Source organism: Rhizobium sp. K102, assembly GCF_022385315.1.
Classification (GTDB): domain Bacteria; phylum Pseudomonadota; class Alphaproteobacteria; order Rhizobiales; family Rhizobiaceae; genus Rhizobium; species Rhizobium croatiense.
This window is the reverse complement of the sequence record NZ_CP092432.1, coordinates 271206-290107: the sequence shown is the minus strand read 5'-3', so window position 1 is coordinate 290107 and position 18902 is coordinate 271206. Positions and strand designations below refer to the sequence as shown.

Sequence of the window (18902 nt, the reverse complement as noted above, 5' to 3'; positions counted from 1 at the left end):
AAAGCTGGGCAAGGCGCGCCGACAACCTGCATTGGCAGGCGACCGACGCTGACAAGGGCGCGCGCGGCGATGAAGAGTCAGCAGCCAGCCGTCCTTTTGTTCACTGGACTTTCCGGCTCCGGCAAGTCGACAATCGCCAATGCGCTCGACCGGCTGCTGCATGCCCACGGGAAGCACACCTACATCCTCGACGGCGACAACGTGCGCCACGGGCTCAATCGCGACCTGGCTTCAATCAACCCGATCGCGTCGAGAACATCCGCCGCGTTGCCGAGGTCGCCGAGCTGATGGAGGAGGGGAGCTTATTGAAATCCTCGTCGACACGCCGCTTGAGGAATGCGCGCGACGCGATCCGAAGGGGCTTTATCGGAAGGCGCTCGCCGGCAAGATCGCCAATTTCACCGGCGTTTCCTCGCCGTACGAAATCCCTGAGGGCGCTGAATTACATCTCGAAACGGTTGGCCACGACCCTGCGGCGTTGGCGTTTGAGATCGAACAGTTCCTCGAAAGGCGAATGGAGCAAGTGACGCATGAGTGTGAGAGTGGGGAGGCTTGACCATTGGCGGCTTGAAGCGGCCGCGGCGGTCCTTGGCCTATTAACTACGCGGCGACCGTAGCAGCCCGCAGGCGGCCCGCGCCAACGTCCGATGTGGCTTCAACAGGAGACGGCCGATCACGCGCTCACGACTCGGCTTACTGAAACGGAGAAAAGATATGGCTGATGCAAAGCTGCAAGCCGTGCTTTCGGCTCTTTCGCCGATGGCGAGACAGCTAAATGCGCTACCCTCCAATCAACCGGGGCGAGATGCGAACTGCGTTAAACTAAACACGAATGAGAATCCGTTTCCGTTGCCGATGATGGTGTTGCAAAGTGCGCTGGCGGCCCTCGAACGGCATTATCTGTATCCCGAAGATGACAATCTGAGCTTGCGCGACGCAGCCGCCAGCGCGTATGGCCTCTCCCAGGATCAGGTGGTCGCCGGGAACGGCTCGTCGGAGCTGCTTGGGCTCATCTACAGAGCATTCCTCGACCCGGGAGATAGCGTTGCGATGATATCGCCAGGTTTTTCCTTTAACCGCAAACTGGCCAAGTTGCAGGGTGCCAGATTTCTCGAAATCGAATGGGGCGAGTCTTATTCTCTGCCAATCGAGCAGCTGCTTCTTGGTCCAGCAAAAGATGCAAAATTCATACTGCTGGCCAATCCGAACAATCCAACGGGAACATTCGTTCCGGTGGCTGAAATCGACCGCCTCGTCGCGCAATCGGACCAGTTGATAGTGGTGGATGAAGCGTATGTCGACTTTGCACCCGATGATGCCCTGCGCCTAGTCGATCGTCATCCAAACCTTCTAGTATTGAGAACACTTTCGAAAGGCTTTGCAGCCGCGGGAATTCGCGTCGGTTTCGGCTTTGGTCATCCCGAACTTATTGGGAGGCTACGCAACCTGCAAAATGTCTTTAACATGAACGTGATCGGCCATGCGGTGGGCATTAGTATCCTTTCGCACCGCGCCGACTACGACGAGAACCACAGATATATTAAACATGAAAGACACAGAACGACCACTGCCTTGTCTCAATTGGGCTTTTCTGTCATTCCCTCCCACACAAACTTTTTGCTAGCTCGGGTGCCACCCGGACGAGATGGCAAATGGTGGCAAGCGTCTTTGGATAGGCAGAACATACTTGTAGCCGTCTTTCCCGATGCCGGTTTGGAAAATTTTATCCGCGTCAGCATCGGCACCAGAACCCAAATGGACGCGTTCCTTTCAGCCGCCAGGGACATCATTTCTGGAAGTATGAAGACGCAGAGCTAGGCGGTTAGAATTATTGGCCACACTGCTTGTCACTTGGAAACACCAAGTATCGAAGTCCATATTGTGGGATTCAGATCACAAATAAGCGCAAGACCGTAAAGCGTGTGCCGTCTCGATCCCGTTGATTACGCGTGTTATTGGCGCACGAGTGGAGCACCCGGTGGCCGATGCGAGGCTTATTTCTGGCGATTCCGGCCGCGGCTCTGCCGCTGTATTGGGAATGGTTTAGGTTTCTTCATAATCGGTCCTTCGATTGACATTGAGTGAACAGTAATCTGCGGTCGTCGCCGATCTTCCGTCGATCACCTGCGACAGAACCTCGATCCGCTAAAGATCACGCTCGCTCATCGCCATTGATCCCACCCGCAATCCCCCACGCCAGCAAACGTGGGCAGTATGGCATTCGAACTTGGCAGAAACAGAACGTTTTCAATCTGCGGCACTCTAGCCGCTACAGAGATTCGAAGCGGAAGCCGTGCGGCCATGGTCACCATCCGCCTTGCTACCAAATGGTACAAGCAGAGCCGCGGCTTCGCCGATCGGCAGGTCGACCACCGTGATTCCGCTTGCTGCAAGGAAACGGCGCTCGTTTTTGGTAAGGCCTTCCGCATCAAGTACTGCAAAGTGGGGGCCGTGAGAGCGCTTGATGATCTGTCGAGCGTAGATCCGGAGCATCTGATCGTTGAAGCGGCAGCCAATGAAAAGAAAACCGCGATCTATACGCCGTTCTTTCACCATTCCAGGTATTGGCGTCTGGATATCGATTTCGGTTAGGACTTCCACGTAATCGGAATCGGACACCAGAAAGTTCGAAGCTGGTATAACACTGCCGTACGGCGCATAGAGGACCGTCTTTGGCGCTGAGACGCATTCGACGTCTCTCCCGGACAGATCGTAAGTTTTTGTCCAAATGTCGCCGCCGCCGTTTGCACGCGTGACGCCCTGAATCTCGACGACATCCGTTCGACCGGTCTTCGCGAAAGCCGCACGCATTGTCCCGTCGTACCAGCCGTCGACGATAAGGGAGAGCGGCAGCGTTGCGAGCCAGTCGTGGAGGGCGGTCGGCGCCACGGGTGCTCCAAATATTTCTGCCATCCAGGCCTGAAGCGTCCGGCGATGCCGTCGCTGTTCAATAAACTGCGCGACTGACCACATATTGCTGCGTATCCTGGAAGGGGCAGGTGTGCGTTCGTTGAGTGCCGCGGAGACGGCTTCCGGGGTGTCCGGTACAGGTGGTTCCGTGGATTGCAGCCGAAGGAGATCTGGACCGAGATAGGGAACGATCCGATCCGCAGCGAGCGCTTCCTGGAGCAGCCTAAGTCTTTTTTCGGCGTCACCGTTGCGAATGATCAGGAGACGGTCCGAGGTTAAAATTTTGTTCATGCTGGTTTCTCTTACCTCTCGTTTGCAGCATCAGTCCTCGTCAGGAATCTTCCTTGCGTGGACGGTGATCGGCAGAGGCGTATCCCGCGATAGCTTGGGCAAGACGAGTCTCCAGCCGTTCCTGAGAGTGATCGTGCCGCCCCACATGTCATCAGCCTCGACATCTACGATCGGCTCTTCGAGATCTTTCTTTGGTACGTAAGCCGACAAGCCGGCGCTCGTTCTGCGAATCATTATCTTCATGTCGCTATTCCTTCGTTGGGGGCCCCGCGATTTCAGCAGGGCCGCAAGCAGCGGCGTTGTCTAGACTCGTCAGTTCACGGGCACGCATGCCGACGATAGTGCCACGTTCGACCCATTCGACGGCATAGATGTAAAACTGCTGGAGAAAGGTGCCGATGTCGCGCACATAGCCTTCGTCGCCCTTCCGCACCAAATTTTCGCCAATTTTTTTGCCAGCATAGGTGCCGTCATTCTTTACGTGAAGTCTGGCCCGCACCCGCTCGCCGGGTGTAAATCGTGGAGGCCTGTGAATTTCGACCTCCTGTTCACGTCCAAGGCCCATGGGCATTCCTCCTTGCAGGATGTCATTGAAGGCTTCTCCGCAGGAGCCCCGACCATGCTGAAGGTCAAATCGCAGGTGCGGCGGGGACGCAGGTCTTCGGCACGGGGCAAACCTCCGCGCATTGCTGCGTTTCGAAGGTACCCTTGCATTCGGTGCATTTTTCCGGGTCGATAACGTAGATCTCACCTTTGAACCTGATCGCACCGGAGGGGCATTCGAACTCGCAGGCACCGCACTGGGTGCATTGGGACGCTATGATCCTGAAGGCCATTTTTAAACTCCTGAAGATGTCGGATTAAGAGCGCTCACGCCGTCGCCGCTTGTGGTTCGACGCCAAACTTGGCGGCGTAGAGGGTGCCGATGGCGGTCTCGATGTAGTCATAGCAATAAGCATCCGTTGCCCGAACCCCGGCCTCCATGAGCTTAGTCTTAGGGCACTCCCCGATCTTGGCGCATAGCACGACGTCAATACCGACCAGCGCAGTTATGATGCCGTCGAGGGTGGCTTCCTCGCCCCTGCCTCCGAGGCAATACTGTTCGATCTTGCGATGCCCGACGTAGGTGATGCCTCTCGACGAAGCTTCGTATACTTGGAACTCCTTCGCGTGGCCGAAGTGCTCGTTGATGCGACCGCCACCCTTTGTCGCGACCGCGACGTGGAGGGACCCATCGCCGGCTGCTTTGACTGTCTCGATTGCCTCGCTCTTGGCGGTCGCGTGATCGCCGCGTTCGCGGGCGATCACTTCCCGATAGGCCTCGCGCTTACGGGCGTCATAGGTGATCTCTCCGGGAAGCTGGTCGAGTGCGAACTCCTGGCCCCGATCATCCCCAAGCAGGCCGACGGCATCGGCCCTACACTGCCGGCAATGGCGCATTAGCTTTGCGCCGCCTTCGAGACGATCCTGGAGCGCCTTCAATTCGAGCGCCCGCGGGCCGCGCTGTCCGGTCAAGCCGTAGTAGGTGCCATGGGCCGGATCGGAAATAAGCGGCATGACGTTGTGCAGGAACACCCCCCGCTCCTTGACCCATTTATTTACCTCGACCAGGTGTTCGTCGTTGACACCAGGAATCATCACCGAATTGACTTTGGTGATGATGCCGCACGCGGTCAGCATCTCCAGGCCCACCATTTGCCGCTCGTGCAGAATTCTCGCAGCTTCGATGCCGGTGTAACGACGGTTGCGGTAAAAGATCCAGGGATAGATCTTTGCGCCGATTTCAGGGTCAACCATGTTGATCGTAATTGTCACGTGATCGACATTCATGTCGACAAGTTCGGCGACGTGATCCGGCAGCGCAAGCCCGTTGGTGGAGATGCACAGCTTGATGTCGTGGATCTCCCCCGCAACTCGTTCGAACGTTTCCTTTGTCTTCTTCCAGTCGTAACAGGCATCGCCCGGTCCGGCGACACCCAGCACGGAAAGCTGCGGCACTTCGTTGGCGACGGCAATGACCTTGCGCAGCGCCTGGTCTGGCGTCAACTTTTCCGAGACGACCCCAGGGCGGCTTTCGTTGGCGCAGTCATATTTACGATTGCAATAGTTGCACTGGATATTGCAGGCTGGTGCGACCGCGACATGCATGCGCGCGAAATAATGGTGAGCCTCTTCTGAATAGCAGGGGTGGTTTTTGATCTTCGCCCAGATAGCCTGGTCCACGTCGGCCGGTTTTGTGGACACGCCACATGACGAGGATGTGCAGCCACTCGGTTTCGCGGTCGCCAGCAATTGATCCAAGGATGTCGTGCTGGTCGCACTTTCAAGCGAAATCATCGGTGCGGACATTGAGTGCTCCGTTGCTAGTTGACGTCGCCTTTCAAAACGCAAAAGCCATGCCATCCCAAGGACGGGATTTGCTTTAAGAATTTGCATTTATTGCCCGTTTCCGACCGTGTTCGGACACAGACTTGTCAAGCTTCCGACAGTCGACAAAAGAGTTGTCCGTAAGCCACCAAACCAGGCATTGGAGATCGAGAAGGTCCAACATCACCCAGGCGCTTAAAGCTTTTTCACCTCGATGCGATGCTGGCGTAGAGCATAGCCGACCTGACGAGGCGTAAGGCCGAGAATACGAGCCGCTTTGGCCTGAACCCATCCGGCCTTTTCCATCGCCTCGATCAACCGGTCCCGTTGCGTGAGGCGCGAACTCCATTGCGGGACAACCGGAACCGTGCGGATCACAAGCCTTGACGGAAGATACCTCGTCCGACGCACCGATGCTCCCGCCCGAGCGCGGCGATGAAGTCGGCATCACATTGCTCCGGGCATGCCCATCGACGGTGATGCCGCCGGGCGACCCGTCGGTTTTCCAGAGGAGCGACGAAAGGCACTGGCTGTTCTTGCAGGCAAAATCAGACGAAACGATCGAGCTTGAACGCGCAAGGGTGGCAGTCCTTCGCACGCAGTTTTCGAGTTCCCGGACGTTACCTGGGAAATAGCATTGCGACATCACCTCGATCGCCGACGACGAAAACGTCAGCTCGCGTTGGTTCTCCTTGTTGAATCGGTCAAGAAGAGCGTTCGCAAGGCGTGGAATATCGCCGGGTCGCTCTCGAAGCGGCGGCAGGACAATTGGAACTACGCTGATGCGGTAATACAGGTCGGCCCTGAATTCGGCGTTTGCAACAGCCATCTCGAGGTTCTTATTCGTGGCGCATATGAGCCGGACGTCGACCGCAAGCGTCTTGGTTCCGCCCACCCTCTCCAGTTCGCCTTCCTGCAGGACGCGCAGCAGTTTGGCTTGAAAGGCGGGCGAAATCTCGCCAATCTCGTCAAGCAGAAGCGTTCCGCCATTTGCCAGTTCGAAGCGTCCGGCGCGCTGCGCGATGGCCCCGGTGAAAGCCCCTTTTTCATGCCCAAACAGCTCCGATTCCAGGACGCCTTCGGGCAGCGCGGCGCAGTTCAATTTGACGAACGGCTTGTTTTTACGAGGGGAAAGTTCATGGATCGCCTGTGCAAAAAATTCCTTGCCGGTGCCGCTTTCGCCCCGCAGAAGCACGGTGGAATTCGTCCTCGCCACCACCGAGACGGTTTCAACCACCTGCTGGAGAGCCGGGCTATCCCCGATAATCCCGTCGATTTTGACGGGTGGATGTCGGCCCGGCGCGCCCCTTTGCGCGATGATCGGCTTCTCCGGTCTCTCTTGTTCGCCGATAGGTCGCCGACCCTCCAGGTTCAGGAAACGATGAAGCCTGATCGTCCGACTGACCAGATTGGCGACCATGGTCAGAAAGCGAACGTCCTCGTCGGCGGGGAAGGGGGCGGCGTCGTTCCTGACGCGATCGATCGATATTGTGCCAAGTATTTTATTATCGGCTTTTACCGGAACGCCAATAAAAGAAATCGGGACGGTGCCGCTGCTCCAAGGCGGTTGCGGCTCAGCCTGAAATAATTCGGACTTGCTGACATCCTTTACGATTAAGGGCATACCGGTCGTCGCGATATGGTCGATTACGGCCTTAGGTATAACGCCTCGAGCGGCTGATTGAGAGGATGGGGGGATGTCGCCAGTTGCGGCAATCTCGGGCTGACCTTCAGCGTCTAGAACAACGATTGCTCCGCATCGAATCTGCAGAAAGGAAGAGAGGACGTTCACGACGTTGGCAAGCGTAATCTCTAGCCGGGCGGGGGCAGTCAGTACCTTTGATATCTCGTAGATTCCGCTGCGCTGCGTGCCCGCTTGGCGCATAGGTCCAGCAGGTAGCGCAGATAGGGGTTCCGCTCCATCGACCGGTCGGGCGGGCATGTGGGTCATTATATGGCCTTGGGTTGTCTAACGTTTCTTATCACCCTTGCTTGCATGTATATATAGTAATTTCTAATACCAATCTGCAACGCGCACCTCTGCAAGTTTCCGATGCGCCCGTCTGCAAACCCAAGTTGGTTCTGAATCGTGGAGTTGCAACCTTTATCCGAACTTGAAGAGAACGCCGAAACCGCCTCTCGGATAGTTCCACTCGATATCTCCACTTGCCTCGCAGAGTACGCGGCACGTGCCGCACTCCATGCACCCGTCGGCGATAACCTCCACTTGGCCCTGGTCATTCAATTCGTAGCACTTGGCCGGACAGACACTTGTGAGGGCATACAGATTTACGCTTGGCCAATCGTGTGGACGCACCCTAATATGCGGGCGTCCGGCATCGACCACGTATCGATTTTGGTAAAGCTTGTCCTCTACGCGTATGTTCGTCACTGCAACCGTCATCTCATCTCTCCTTTATCGCCACGCGCGCGCCAAGCGAACCGCGTCACCAAACAGCCCCCAGCGGGAGCGTGCCTTGATGAAGGTGCCCGTGGTCGCCCGTTCCTTGTCGATCTTCGGGGTGCCATCGACTCGCACAAAGTTCTGTGCGGCCTGCGACAGCAACCTTGGATAAGTCGTGAAGAAATTGCGGGAATTGGTGTGCAGCAGGGCAGGCATGTCCTTGTATTTCCGCAAGTCTTTGATAACGAACGACTTTTCAAGCATCGACTTGTAAAGGGAGAGGTTCTCCTTGACCATCGGCTTTTTGCGATTCTTGATCTGGACGATTGCTTCGCCGGCGATGCGCCCCGACGTCATGGCGAGGTTGGACCCCTCGCGGTGCACCGCATTATTAAGTTGTGCCGCGTCGCCGACGACGACCCAGCCGTCACCAAAAAGCTGCGGAATTGCCTTGTAACCACCTTCTGGAATGAGATGCGCCGCATATTCCTTGACTTCCGCTCCTGCGATCAGCGGCTTTACCGACGGATGGCTTTTGAATTTTTCGAGCAGATCATAAGGACTTTCCATTGTTGCCGCGAATTCGGAGACAAGGCAGCCAATGCCGATCGAGATCGATTCTTTGTTGGTGTAGAGGAAGGCAAGCCCGGCCATGTTGCGAGAGATCGTGCCAACTGCCTCGATGACGCAGCCTTCATTGGCCTGGAGGCCGAACCGCTGGTCAATTACCTCTTCGGCCAGGAAATGCATTTCCTTGACGGCGAGCGCGACAGTTTCCGGTTTTGGCGTGTCACGCAATCCAGCACGCGTGCCGAGCAGCCCATTGACGCCCTCTGCGAGAACGACCACGTCAGCAAGAATCACGTCGCCGGCGCGGTCGGTGCGAACGCCAATCACCTTGCCCTTTGGATCACGAACGAGTTCCGTCACGGTCGTCTCGCATAGAAGCGTCGCTCCGGCCTCGCGCACCTTGCGTGAAAACCATTTGTCGAATTGGGCGCGAATGACCGTGTAGCGATTGTGTCTCGACTCGTTGAAGTCGTCCGACCGGTATTGCATACCGATGTGGGACGAGTTGTCCATCATCCAGAAGCGCTGCTCGACTAAGTGCCGCTCCAGAGGCGCATCATCCCGGAAATCCGGCAGGATTTTCTCCAGCATGTCCGCGTACATGATGGCGCCCTGCACATTCTTGGAGCCCGGATACTCGCCACGCTCCAACTGCAGCACCTTCATGCCGCGGTTCGACATCGTGTAAGCAGCTGCGTTTCCGGCCATGCCGGCCCCGATAACTATGGCGTCGAAGTTTTCCTCAGTCATGGGGCGCCCTCAGTTTGCAAGCTTATCGCGACTGTGCGGCGACAGTCGATGGGTGAAGAGTTCCGTTAATGACGGCAGTAAACGGATCGCATCGGTGACGACGCCGAGGTGGGCGAAATCAAAAATCGGCGCGTTAGGATCGGTGTTAATGGCTAAAATAAGATCAGCTCCCTCGACGCCAACGCGATGCTGGATGGCGCCGGAAATGCCGGCTGCTATGTAAAGCTTCGGCCGGATAGTTTTGCCAGTTTGGCCGATCTGCCGATCAGCAGGCATCCAGCCCTTTTGGACGAGGGGGCGCGAACAGCCATAATCGGCCCCGATCGTCCGCGCGAGTTTCTTCATAAGCTTCACGTTCTCCACCGCGCCGAGACCGAGGCCTCCAGCAACCACGACGTCCGCATAGGCGAGATTCGCCGTCGCCGACTGGCCATCGGACAAGAAACCGAGGACCTTAGTGACGATCTCTTCCTCGATCATCGACACTTTGTGTTGAATGACGCGTCCGATCTTATTATTCCCGCGCGGAGGCATGGCCATGACCCTCGGCCGGACCGTTGCCATCTGCGGCCGGCAGTTGAGCGTGTAGATCGTGCAAAGCAAGGAGCCGCCGAAAGTCGGCCGGGTCGCCGCAAGCGAGCCGTCCGCATCCACATCAAGTTCGGTGCAATCCGCCGTGAGCCCTGTCAACAAGGTCGTCGCCACGGAACCGGCAAGGTCGCGCCCGAGCGTCGTTGCCCCTAAAAGAAGGATTTCCGGTTTGTAGTTAGTAACCAGATCCGTCAATGCTTTGGTGAAAGGCTCATTTCGGTAGTCGGCGAGCAGTGGGGCCTCGACGAGGTAGGCCAGGTCGGCGCCATAAGCAAAAGCCTCGGCGATGGCAAACCACGTGGCCTCTCCCGGTGGTCCGAGAACGACGCCGGCAAGCTGGACGCCCAGCTTGTCGGCGAGCTTGCGGCCTTCGCCGAGCAGCTCGAAGGAGACGGGATGCACCTGATCGCGCTCCAGCTCGATGAAGACCCAAACGTGCCGATGGTCCTTAAACTGATCGGGCAGCTCTTTCTTCATGGCGGCACGGCCAGCGGCTGGAGGAGGGCTCTCTCGATTCGTGCTCAACATCGTCGCTCCTTGCCTTCATTCGCCGTCAAAGGCGAGTTCGCTTTCGAGCGCCGGCTGGCGCAAAAAGATCCCAGCGATCAACTCCTCCGCGAGATCGCGCGGTGTTTTTTCCGCGGTGTCGATCTGCTCCGCCTTTTCCGCCCGCTCAGGAGGGGCAAAGACCCTCTTAACGACGGTTGGCGAGCCACGCAGGCCGCACTTGGTGAGGTCCTCTATGCCAGCGTCGGCCGCATTCCACTTCACGATCTGGCTGCGCGCGGCCCGTAGCGCGTCATCGAGCGAGCCGCGGCGGATTTCGTTTGTGCCTTCGAGCATTGTAATTAGGCAAGGGAGCTTGCTCATCAGCGTCTGCGTGCCCCCTTCCGAGCGGCGCTCCACCGTAATCTCGCGCCCATTGATGTCGACAGAGACGATTTTGGCAACGTAGGTGAGCTGCAGGAGGTCGAGGCGCTTGGCGATGCCAGGCCCAACCTGGGCGGTATCGCCGTCGATGGTCTGTTTGCCCGTAAAGACGATATCGGGCGTACCGAAGGCCTCTCCGATCTTCGCGATGGCTCGCGAAAGAGCAAACGAGGTCGCCAGAGTGTCGGAGCCGGCAAAATGACGGTCGGTCAAGAGTACGGCGCGGTCGGCGCCGTAGGTGAGCGCCTTGCGCAACGCGTCCTCTGCCATGGGCGGCCCCATGGTGAGCACGGTCACCTCGCCGCCATGGCGGTCGCGCAACTGGAGCGCCTCTTCAAGGGCGAACAGATCATAGGGGTTGATGATGGTTGGCACCCCCTGACGCATGATTGTGTTCGTCACCGGATGCACTCGTATTTGTGCGGAGTTCCGGTACCTGTTTGATACAGATAACTATGTGCATGGCGGTTTCTTACTCCCTCCCTCTATGGGTGGCGGGCTTGTCAGTACACATGCTTGCGTGCATCATTCGTGCCAACCGTTTGGCGTTCTCTATCACATTGAAATGGCTTCGATTCCGACGTTGCTAGCATATGACTGAATTGTAAGCTTCCCGACATTGTCGTGTCGCAACCGTGCTCACTTCTTTTCGAACGGCTTCAGGAAAGAGTCTAACGGGACAACGGTGCGGCCGGGTGTGACAGGTCTGTTCGGATTGTGGTCCTTGAGCACCTTGAAGACCCGGTGCGAGAGCGGCGCGGAGGTCGCGAAATCACAGTAGGCCCTTTCCAGTATGGCACGGGCACGAGCAGCGATTACCCGGTCTGGGAGATGGGAGAAGTCCTCTGCCGCGAGGTATTGGCCCATACGCTTCATGATATGGAGTCGTGAGACATCGAGAACCTTCGGGTCATAGGGGACCCCTAGGGCTTCGAAGAACTCCTCCGCAGCCGAGAGAGATTTCAGCCGATTGAGGATGTCTTTGACATCGACGGGACTGCTGTCAGCGGAGCAACGGCACATAAGATTCCCCCTGGTCGTGAGCGGTGATCGCGAGATCGTTCTCCCGTAGCTTAAGCTGCAACGTACGGAATGCGTGGTTCGACGCGGCTAGGCGCAAGGCAGTCGCGTTGCAACTGGAGTCGGCATAGGCTGATGGTCGGATGCGATCCACCGATGGTGTCGAGAGATTGATTAAGATGATATGGCGCTGGGCCCCCTCCATGAACACGCATGGGCGGTGAACCGGCGATCTATGTGACTGAGAGCCCCGGCTTTTACCTGATCGTTCATACGATGCCGGTGCCGTCATGCAGGTCGTATCGGTGAAAAGGAATTGCCGTTTCATGAGCGTGCCTGCTCCTACTCCCCTGAACGAACCCGGCTGCTCGTGTCGGCCACGTGGCCGGAACGGGATTGGCTCCGGAGCCTTTCAACGATGCCCGGTAAAACTTCGAGCACCCGGTCGACATCCTCGTCACAGTTATCGCGCGAGAACGAGAAGCGGATTGTTCCGTGCGCCATAGCATGAGGGATATCCATTGCCCTCAAGACATGGCTCGGCTCCAGCGAACCGGAGGAGCAAGCAGAGCCGGAAGAGCAGGCGATGCCATAGCGGTTGAGAAGAAGGAGCATACTGTCTCCTTCGACACGTTGAAAGGCGATGTTCGCCGTGTTCGGCAACCTCTTAAGCCTATCGCCGGTTACGAAGGCGCCTGGAACACGCTGGACAATGCCGTTCTCCAATCGATCTCGGAGCGACTTTAATCGGGTGCTCTCGTCGTCTATTGATTTCAGGGCGAGTTCGGCAGCCTTGCCTAAACCGACAATCCCGGCCGTATTTTCTGTCCCTGCGCGTCGGTCGCGCTCCTGATGACCTCCCTTGATCAGTGAGGAGAAAGATAAGCCCCGCCTGAGATAGAGTGCACCAATGCCTTTTGGTCCATGGAATTTGTGTCCGGACAACGAAAGCATGTCGATTGCAGTAGGTTGGAGGTCCATTGGAACCTTGCCGACCGCCTGGACCGCGTCGGTGTGGAAAAGTGCACCGATTCTCTTGGCCATCTCGGCAAGCTTAGCGACCGGGAAAATGGTTCCCGTCTCGTTGTTCGCCCACATGATCGAAGCAATCGCTACACGATGAGTGAGGGCGGTCTCATAGGCGTCAAGATCGAGACGTCCATGTCGATCCACTGGGATCCTGTGTACCTTAATGCCGCGCGTCTTCTCCAGATGGCCGCAGAGTGTCAGCACCGCTGAATGCTCGACTGCGGAAGTCACGATCTCTGTGCGCTCAGGCATCACCTCCAGCGCCGAAAGGATCGCCGCATTGTCGCTTTCCGTCCCCCCCGAGGTGAACACGATCTCATGATCGAACTCGGCGCCGATCAGCGCTTGCAATTGCCGGCGCGCCTTCCTCACCGCCTCGCGGATAGAGGAGCCAAAAGCGTGCGTCGACGAAGGGTTTCCAAACTGATCCGCAAAGAACGGCAGCATGGCTTCAACCACTTCAGGATCGACTTCTGGTCGTTGCATTATTGTCGAGATAGATCGCTCTCATGGGTGGATCTCGACTGAGGGGAAGCGGTGACAATGCTGCGGCGTCTTGCACATGCTGTTGTTTGCTAACCTCGGGCAAGCAGCGCGGGGTGGAGTCGTGCGATGGCGCGTCATGCGATCTTGTTGGCATCGATAACGTCGCATCGCCGCCATCAGTAGGAAGGGAAGAACGTTGTGCGCTCGCGCCTTTTCCAACGGTTGGATTCGCCGCGGCTGCTTAACTAGATGGGTCGCCAGCTTAGCTTGTCGCTGAGAACTGAACTGTTGCAGGCTGCGGCGATTTTTAGACCCTGTCCTACGCGATTGCCGGCTACAACATCGATTTCGACCCTGCCAATTTCTCCAGGCCTCAGATTTCTGTTGTGACGGTCTGATCGTCCTCCTCTGCCGGAGCGAGGCTTTCGACGACCAGTACTGTATAAACCGCTGACACGTCTTCGACGGCTTGAACGAGTGTCGTCCGTCTACTGCCAGATCTAGCGAAGTGAGCGACTTGGTCATGAAATCAAGCCTCTTGACACGCACGCGTCTTCGCTCACCTTTCCTCGGCGCGGAACTGCTTGCAGAGGGAGCGTCTCCTTTGGAATCCTGGCCCGGATGCCCGCCAAAAAATTTTGCTGCCTCAGGATAATCCGTTGATGAGCAGACCTTTTTCTCCGGCAGCAAACCGCTTAAAAAGCCTGCTGTCTCCTGACGGACGGTTTGAGGCGCTTCGGCGGGCTTTAGGGTTATGAGTTCGGCCAGCGCTGGCGAGAAGGCGGTCGCTGGGTTGGAACGCAAGGACGACGGCGTCACCAGAAACGCTCCCACCGTTGGATCGACTCCAATTATCAATTCAGGCCCTCTACCGTAGGAAACTGCCGCGGTCTCGCTGAGGGGATTTTCCTGCACGCCGTCGTTCTTCGGATTGAAAAAGGAAACCATGACCTTTTCGCAATAATTCCGCATGGCTCTCTCGCTTTCTCGGTGATCAGCCGAAGGATTTGCCGCAAGTGCAGTTCTGGTGCGCATTGGGATTGTCGAAGACAAAACCGGAGGTTTCTGGTCCCGTCACGAAGTCGATCGTCATGCCGTTGATGTGTGCTTGGGAGTTTGCGTCAACGAACACCTTGACCCCATTTGTTTCGATCACCGCGTCGCCCTCGCCCTGGACGCTTTCTAGCCCCACCAGGTATTTGTAGCCGGCGCATCCACCTGCCTCGACCGCGATGCGAAAGCCTTCCGCCTGCTCGGCTCGGGAAAGCGTTACGTTCATGATGGCGGCGGCATTCTCTGTGAGCTTGATCATGGGATGATTCCTTTTTGTTCGATGGCGCATTTTCGGATTACCGTGCATGCGTCGTGCCAAGCGGTAAGGAAGGCCAAGAGTTCGATCAGCCCGCGTGTTGTATTCCTGCGTCGTCGAACATCGGAGATCTCGAAAGCGCGCCAACTCCAGAACGTCTGCCCGCGTATCTCCGTCTATCATTTTCGGTTGAGGCTCTCGTTGCCGCCGCACCGAAATCCCAGCGGTTCGGCGAAAATGAATGGGAGGCGACAACTGCTTCTAGATTTGTCGCTTGCGCGACATAAAAATTCTGCACGAGTTTCGTGATTAACCGCTTAGCCCCTGAAGCGCTTGGGCTATGGAACAGACATCTAATCTTTTCTAGAACGTTAGCTTAAGCGGCCGGAACAACTTTTGAAGCTCCCGTGACGAGGCTGCGGTCGCCAGCCCATATGAAGTCGATCCTCCATGGAGAGGACTAGGCACAATGTCACATGTGCCTCAGTTCCGCGGTTTTTGGGAAAAGGGCATCACCTACGGTACAAAGGACTTATCCCTCCGCGGCCGCCAGTACAAACCGTTTCTCCCGCCGGCGTTGCGCGGACGAGGGGATGTTCATCGCCTCGCGATATTTGGCGACTGTGCGGCGAGCAATGTCGACGCCTGTTTCCTTGAGCTTGGCAACGATGCCATCGTCGGACAGCACATCATGGAGCGTCTCTGCGGCAATAAGTGCCCTTATCTGATGGCGCACAGCTTCGGCCGAGTGCGCGTCACCGCCTTGTGAGGACGGGATCGCGACGGTGAAAAAATACTTGAGCTCGAACACGCCGCGGGGCGTGAGAATGTATTTGTTCGACGTTACCCGACTTACAGTGGACTCGTGCATGTCGATCGCGTCAGCGATGGTCTTAAGATTCAGAGGGCGAAGATGAGCAATGCCATCTTCCAAAAAGACATCCTGGTGGCGCACGATTTCGGTCGCCACCTTAAGGATCGTCGTGGCGCGCTGATCGAGACTCCGAACCAACCAGCTCGCGCTCTGGAAGCATTCGTTGAGGAATGACTGATCTTTCGAGCTTTGGGCGGTTAGGCGAGTAACTTGCGCAAAATAGGTTTGGTTGATCAGTACCTTGGGCAAAATCTCCCGATTAAGCTCGACGTGCCATCCGCCTCCCGGCGAGGGTAGGACGAAGACGTCGGGTATGATGGATTCCGACCTTGCGGACTGGAACTGGTTTCCAGGCTTTGGGTCAAGTGCACGAATTTCGTTCAACATATCGAGAAGGTCGTCTTCATCGACCCGGCAACGTCGCTTCAGTGCTCGAAAATCGCGTCGCGCAAGCAACTCGAGATTTGCGACCAGAGCTGCCATGGCCGGGTCGAACCGGTCTCGTTGGCGCAACTGAATCTCGAGGCATTCGCCCAGACTTCGCGCAAATATGCCCGGCGGGTCAAATAGCTGCAAAGCCTCAAGAACCCGCTTCACTCCAGCCTCAGGGCTATTTAGCCTCTCTGCTAGCTCCAGAAGGTTCACTTGCAGATACCCAGTGTCATCCAGATGGTCGGCAAGCGCGCCAGCAATCAGCCGCTCCTGGGGTGTGAAGGCAGTGAGGGCGATCTGATGGGCGACATGTTCGTGCAATGTCTCAGTTGAGGCGGCGAACTCATCCAGGGAAGGCCTTTCCCCGGCGAAAGGTTGCCTGTGTCACGGATTGATTTCCAGGGACTAGACAGCTCAGGCATGTCCGTCCTGGCCGGTCCATCAACGTGGTCTTCGCGTGCGCTGATATTTGGATCATCCGCCGCAGTTGGCGATACGCCAGAAGCCCCGCCGTCATTCGACGCCAGGTCGAGAAATGGGTTCTTCTCGATTTCCTGTTCCACGAACTGATTCAGTTCGGTGTGCGCCAGCTGCAGCAAGCGAATAGACGCGATGAGCTGGGGCGTAATAACCAGCGATTGCTGCTGACGCTGATGAAGGCTTGTAAAGGACTTCATGGTTCGAGCAAAACTCCTATCGTTCGGCGCAGGTGTGCACGACAAGTCGTAGCTGCTGGTCGTTGGCTTCAATGCTCATACGAAGGCTGGGGCCTTAAGGCATTTCAAAATGTTTTGCGGCGAAGAAACGCCATACGGATCGGTTGCGCAGTTGTCGCCAAAGCCTTCTTCCTCGAACCACCCCTCCACGACGCCATTATTGATCACGGCAGCGTAGCGCCAGGAGCGCAGACCGAAACCGAGATTGTCCTTGGCGACGAGCATACCCATTTTCCGAGTGAATTCTCCCGAACCGTCCGGGATAAGCTTGACATTTTTCAACCCCTGAGACTTGCCCCAAGCATTCATGACGAAGGCATCGTTGACGGAGAGACAGTAGATGTCGTCAATGCCATTCTTCTTAAACTCGACATAAAGACTTTCGAAATCAGGCAGTTGGAAGGTGGAGCAGATTGGCGTGAAGGCGCCCGGCAGCGAAAAAAGGATTACCCGCTTACCGCTGAAATAGTCGTCGGTCGTCTTGTCTTCCCAGCGGTAGGGGTTGGGACCGGATATAGACTCGTCGCGAACCCGCGTGCGAAAGGTGACAATAGGGACCTGCTTTTCCATGGTCATCAATGAAGCTCCTCTAGGAAAATTTATTTGCGGCCTCTCAGTCACGGCTAACACGAATCCGACCTCGGCCCACACGCCAGGGCAAGCAAGCGTCATGCCATTTGGCCTGAAGGAGATGGACTTGCGGTCAGCACAGGGCCTTCGTCGCCGCACTCGTGCGCTGCTCGTGCGGGCGAGCGAATTGTGAAGCCGTTGTGCCGCGCTGACGGCCGGGCGCTGTTTCGGCTACTTCCGACCGCATCTCGATCAAGGTTTCTCTGCCGCCTTTTAGAACCTTAGCATACTGCCCGCCAGTCCGGTCGCGGCGGGAAGGCGCGGGTCACGGGGTTTGAGGTTCTGCTCGTGCGTATGTCTACCCGCGCACGTTTTCTTGTTTGAAACTGCACAAGAAAGTTTGAGGTCCGACAAAAAGGGGGCGCCAGGCTCGGACCGCGCATCGAAAAATGGTGAAACGCAAACGGCTCCGATAATTTCGTCACAGAAGACGACGATGGCGGATATCCGCAGGTTGGGGGCGTGAAGAGCTCGCAGCCGCCAATATCGATCGGCTGATGCCGACCGGCACCCGGGTCGCGCTATGTAGCCTTTGGCCTACGAGCATTTGTTGCTCGGCTGACGTCGCCGCGGAGCTGATATTTTGTTCCTCTCACCGCTCACCGCTCAGCTCGCTGGCGACCTGCTGGGCGCCCGGCGCCGATGGCGACGCCACCCACCTGCCCGGCGGCTATCCCGAGCTGCAAGCCGGCGGCTCCGGGACTAGAAGTTTTCTCGCCCGGAATGCTCGATGTGGTAGCGCCCGGCACGTCCGTCTGCATCCCGACAATGCCGCCTAGTTCTTTACGCTGGCGCGCCAGGCTGGCCTTTCCAATACGCGGGTGGTAATTACCCGCTGATTTTCTTTGCGAGCGCATCCATGTCGGGCACGGTGATATGCCGGATGTTCTCGATGCGGATGACGCCCTCTTTGCGAAGCCGGGTCAACTGGCGGCTGACGGTTTCGATCGTCAGCCCGAGAAAGTCGGCAATCTCGGCACGCGATAGCGGCAGATCGAAGGCAGTGCTCGTCGCCGTCTCGGCGTGGGCGGCAATGAGGTGGAGCAGGCTTGCGACCTTCTCCTCGGCGGTCCGCCGGCCGAGCGTCAGCATCCATTCGCGCGCGGCATCCAGCTCGTTCAGCGCCTGAGCGTGCAGGCTACGCTGCAATTCCCTAGTCTCCAATATCATGCGTTCGAGCAAATTGCGGGGGAACACGCAGATCTCCGCATCGGTCGCGGCCTCGGCCGACAGCGTGCTTTCGCGCACGAAGGGGCGGCCGACGAAATCGGGGGCGAATTGCAGGCCAACGATCTGCTGGCGCCCGTCCGACATCACCTTGCAGAGCTTCACCACGCCGCGCGTGATGTTCGAATAGAAAGAGTTTTCCGATCCTTGTGCAATGATCTCGCAGCCTGCGTCGACCTTGCGGCGCAGCGAGTGGCGGCCAAGTTCGCTAAGCTGGCCAGCCGACAAGGCGCCGCAAACGACGCCGTGCCGCGCCTGGCAGGAACGGCAAGCGACGGAAGTGCCAATCACGAGAACCTCACTGCGTGCGACGTCCATGTCCTGATCCCTTCGAAAACCGCCTATGCCGGACATGCCCGAGACGAC

General features: G+C 57.4%; 13 protein-coding genes and 7 pseudogenes. 4 read left to right on the top strand and 16 right to left on the bottom strand.

Annotation, left to right across the window (positions count from 1 at the left end):
• Positions 1–11: 11 nt before the first annotated feature.
• Both MHI61_RS01370 and hisC read left to right on the top strand, forming a co-directional pair.
• Positions 12–556: pseudogene (locus MHI61_RS01370) on the top strand (adenylyl-sulfate kinase); the annotation flags it as partial.
• 158 nt (positions 557–714) lie between these two features.
• The gene (gene hisC, locus MHI61_RS01365) at positions 715–1818 is read left to right on the top strand and encodes a histidinol-phosphate transaminase (protein WP_008536542.1); all 1104 of its coding nucleotides are present in this window, start codon (positions 715–717) and stop codon (positions 1816–1818) included.
• 444 nt (positions 1819–2262) lie between these two features.
• Here the strand turns inward: hisC and MHI61_RS01360 are convergent, their stop codons facing one another.
• The 15 genes and pseudogenes from MHI61_RS01360 to MHI61_RS01290 form a co-directional block, all read right to left on the bottom strand.
• Complete coding sequence (locus tag MHI61_RS01360) at positions 2263–3201, bottom strand: SIR2 family protein (RefSeq protein WP_008536543.1); 939 nt, start codon at positions 3199–3201, stop codon at positions 2263–2265.
• A gap of 30 nt (positions 3202–3231) precedes the next feature.
• Positions 3232–3444: a putative nitrogen fixation protein NifT gene (nifT, locus tag MHI61_RS01355; RefSeq protein ID WP_004678514.1), complete on the bottom strand. Its 213-nt coding sequence runs from the start codon at positions 3442–3444 to the stop codon at positions 3232–3234.
• A gap of 4 nt (positions 3445–3448) precedes the next feature.
• Positions 3449–3766, bottom strand: coding sequence for a nitrogen fixation protein NifZ (locus MHI61_RS01350; RefSeq protein ID WP_008536544.1), 318 nt, complete (start codon positions 3764–3766; stop codon positions 3449–3451).
• 64 nt (positions 3767–3830) lie between these two features.
• Positions 3831–4037, bottom strand: a complete 207-nt coding sequence (locus tag MHI61_RS01345; protein WP_008536545.1) for a 4Fe-4S binding protein — start codon at positions 4035–4037, stop codon at positions 3831–3833.
• A 34-nt stretch (positions 4038–4071) separates the two neighbouring features.
• Positions 4072–5550 (bottom strand): nitrogenase cofactor biosynthesis protein NifB, encoded by a 1479-nt coding sequence (gene nifB, locus MHI61_RS01340; protein WP_029875523.1) that lies wholly within the window; start codon positions 5548–5550, stop codon positions 4072–4074.
• A 213-nt stretch (positions 5551–5763) separates the two neighbouring features.
• Positions 5764–7453 (bottom strand): annotated as a pseudogene (gene nifA, locus MHI61_RS01335) (nif-specific transcriptional activator NifA).
• 219 nt (positions 7454–7672) lie between these two features.
• Positions 7673–7972 carry a ferredoxin family protein gene (locus MHI61_RS01330; protein ID WP_004678523.1) on the bottom strand — a complete coding sequence of 100 codons (300 nt, stop codon included), beginning with the start codon at positions 7970–7972 and terminating at the stop codon, positions 7673–7675.
• Positions 7973–7984: 12 nt separating this feature from the next.
• Complete coding sequence (locus tag MHI61_RS01325) at positions 7985–9292, bottom strand: FAD-binding protein (RefSeq protein WP_239789228.1); 1308 nt, start codon at positions 9290–9292, stop codon at positions 7985–7987.
• Positions 9293–9301: 9 nt separating this feature from the next.
• Complete coding sequence (locus tag MHI61_RS01320) at positions 9302–10411, bottom strand: electron transfer flavoprotein subunit alpha/FixB family protein (protein ID WP_004678527.1); 1110 nt, start codon at positions 10409–10411, stop codon at positions 9302–9304.
• A gap of 15 nt (positions 10412–10426) precedes the next feature.
• Positions 10427–11276, bottom strand: a pseudogene (locus tag MHI61_RS01315) (electron transfer flavoprotein subunit beta/FixA family protein).
• Between the two features lie 176 nt (positions 11277–11452).
• Positions 11453–11836 (bottom strand): nitrogenase stabilizing/protective protein NifW, encoded by a 384-nt coding sequence (gene nifW, locus MHI61_RS01310; RefSeq protein WP_004678534.1) that lies wholly within the window; start codon positions 11834–11836, stop codon positions 11453–11455.
• Positions 11837–12175: 339 nt separating this feature from the next.
• Positions 12176–13373 (bottom strand): annotated as a pseudogene (gene nifS / locus MHI61_RS01305) (cysteine desulfurase NifS).
• 969 nt (positions 13374–14342) lie between these two features.
• Complete coding sequence (locus tag MHI61_RS01300) at positions 14343–14660, bottom strand: iron-sulfur cluster assembly accessory protein (RefSeq protein ID WP_239789227.1); 318 nt, start codon at positions 14658–14660, stop codon at positions 14343–14345.
• Positions 14661–15189: 529 nt separating this feature from the next.
• A pseudogene (rpoN, locus tag MHI61_RS01295) lies at positions 15190–16640 on the bottom strand (RNA polymerase factor sigma-54).
• A gap of 75 nt (positions 16641–16715) precedes the next feature.
• A complete protein-coding gene (locus tag MHI61_RS01290; protein ID WP_004678566.1) occupies positions 16716–17255 on the bottom strand; it encodes a peroxiredoxin in 540 nt (179 codons plus the stop codon).
• A 527-nt stretch (positions 17256–17782) separates the two neighbouring features.
• Between MHI61_RS01290 and MHI61_RS01285 the strand changes: the two are divergent.
• Together MHI61_RS01285 and MHI61_RS01280 are read left to right on the top strand one after the other, a co-directional pair.
• Positions 17783–18001 (top strand): annotated as a pseudogene (locus MHI61_RS01285) (cobyrinic acid a,c-diamide synthase); the annotation flags it as partial.
• 57 nt (positions 18002–18058) lie between these two features.
• Positions 18059–18148: pseudogene (locus MHI61_RS01280) on the top strand (L,D-transpeptidase); the annotation flags it as partial.
• Here MHI61_RS01280 and MHI61_RS01275 read toward each other — a convergent pair.
• Complete coding sequence (locus MHI61_RS01275) at positions 18138–18854, bottom strand: Crp/Fnr family transcriptional regulator (RefSeq protein ID WP_010009905.1); 717 nt, start codon at positions 18852–18854, stop codon at positions 18138–18140. The pseudogene MHI61_RS01280 and the gene MHI61_RS01275 overlap by 11 nt on opposite strands.
• Between the last annotated feature and the right edge of the window lie 48 nt (positions 18855–18902).

Bases quoted from the DNA above. Each gene is read 5' to 3' on its own strand.
- MHI61_RS01345 (WP_008536545.1), bottom strand. From the start codon at position 4,037: ATGGCCTTCAGGATCATAGCGTCCCAATGCACCCAGTGCGGTGCCTGC.
- MHI61_RS01275 (WP_010009905.1), bottom strand. From the start codon at position 18,854: ATGGACGTCGCACGCAGTGAGGTTCTCGTGATTGGCACTTCCGTCGCT.
- nifB (WP_029875523.1), bottom strand. From the start codon at position 5,550: ATGTCCGCACCGATGATTTCGCTTGAAAGTGCGACCAGCACGACATCC.
- nifT (WP_004678514.1), bottom strand. From the start codon at position 3,444: ATGAAGATAATGATTCGCAGAACGAGCGCCGGCTTGTCGGCTTACGTA.
- hisC (WP_008536542.1), top strand. From the start codon at position 715: ATGGCTGATGCAAAGCTGCAAGCCGTGCTTTCGGCTCTTTCGCCGATG.
- MHI61_RS01350 (WP_008536544.1), bottom strand. From the start codon at position 3,766: ATGGGCCTTGGACGTGAACAGGAGGTCGAAATTCACAGGCCTCCACGA.
- MHI61_RS01360 (WP_008536543.1), bottom strand. From the start codon at position 3,201: ATGAACAAAATTTTAACCTCGGACCGTCTCCTGATCATTCGCAACGGT.
- MHI61_RS01290 (WP_004678566.1), bottom strand. From the start codon at position 17,255: ATGACCATGGAAAAGCAGGTCCCTATTGTCACCTTTCGCACGCGGGTT.
- MHI61_RS01330 (WP_004678523.1), bottom strand. From the start codon at position 7,972: ATGACGGTTGCAGTGACGAACATACGCGTAGAGGACAAGCTTTACCAA.
- MHI61_RS01320 (WP_004678527.1), bottom strand. From the start codon at position 10,411: ATGTTGAGCACGAATCGAGAGAGCCCTCCTCCAGCCGCTGGCCGTGCC.
- nifW (WP_004678534.1), bottom strand. From the start codon at position 11,836: ATGTGCCGTTGCTCCGCTGACAGCAGTCCCGTCGATGTCAAAGACATC.
- MHI61_RS01300 (WP_239789227.1), bottom strand. From the start codon at position 14,660: ATGATCAAGCTCACAGAGAATGCCGCCGCCATCATGAACGTAACGCTT.
- MHI61_RS01325 (WP_239789228.1), bottom strand. From the start codon at position 9,292: ATGACTGAGGAAAACTTCGACGCCATAGTTATCGGGGCCGGCATGGCC.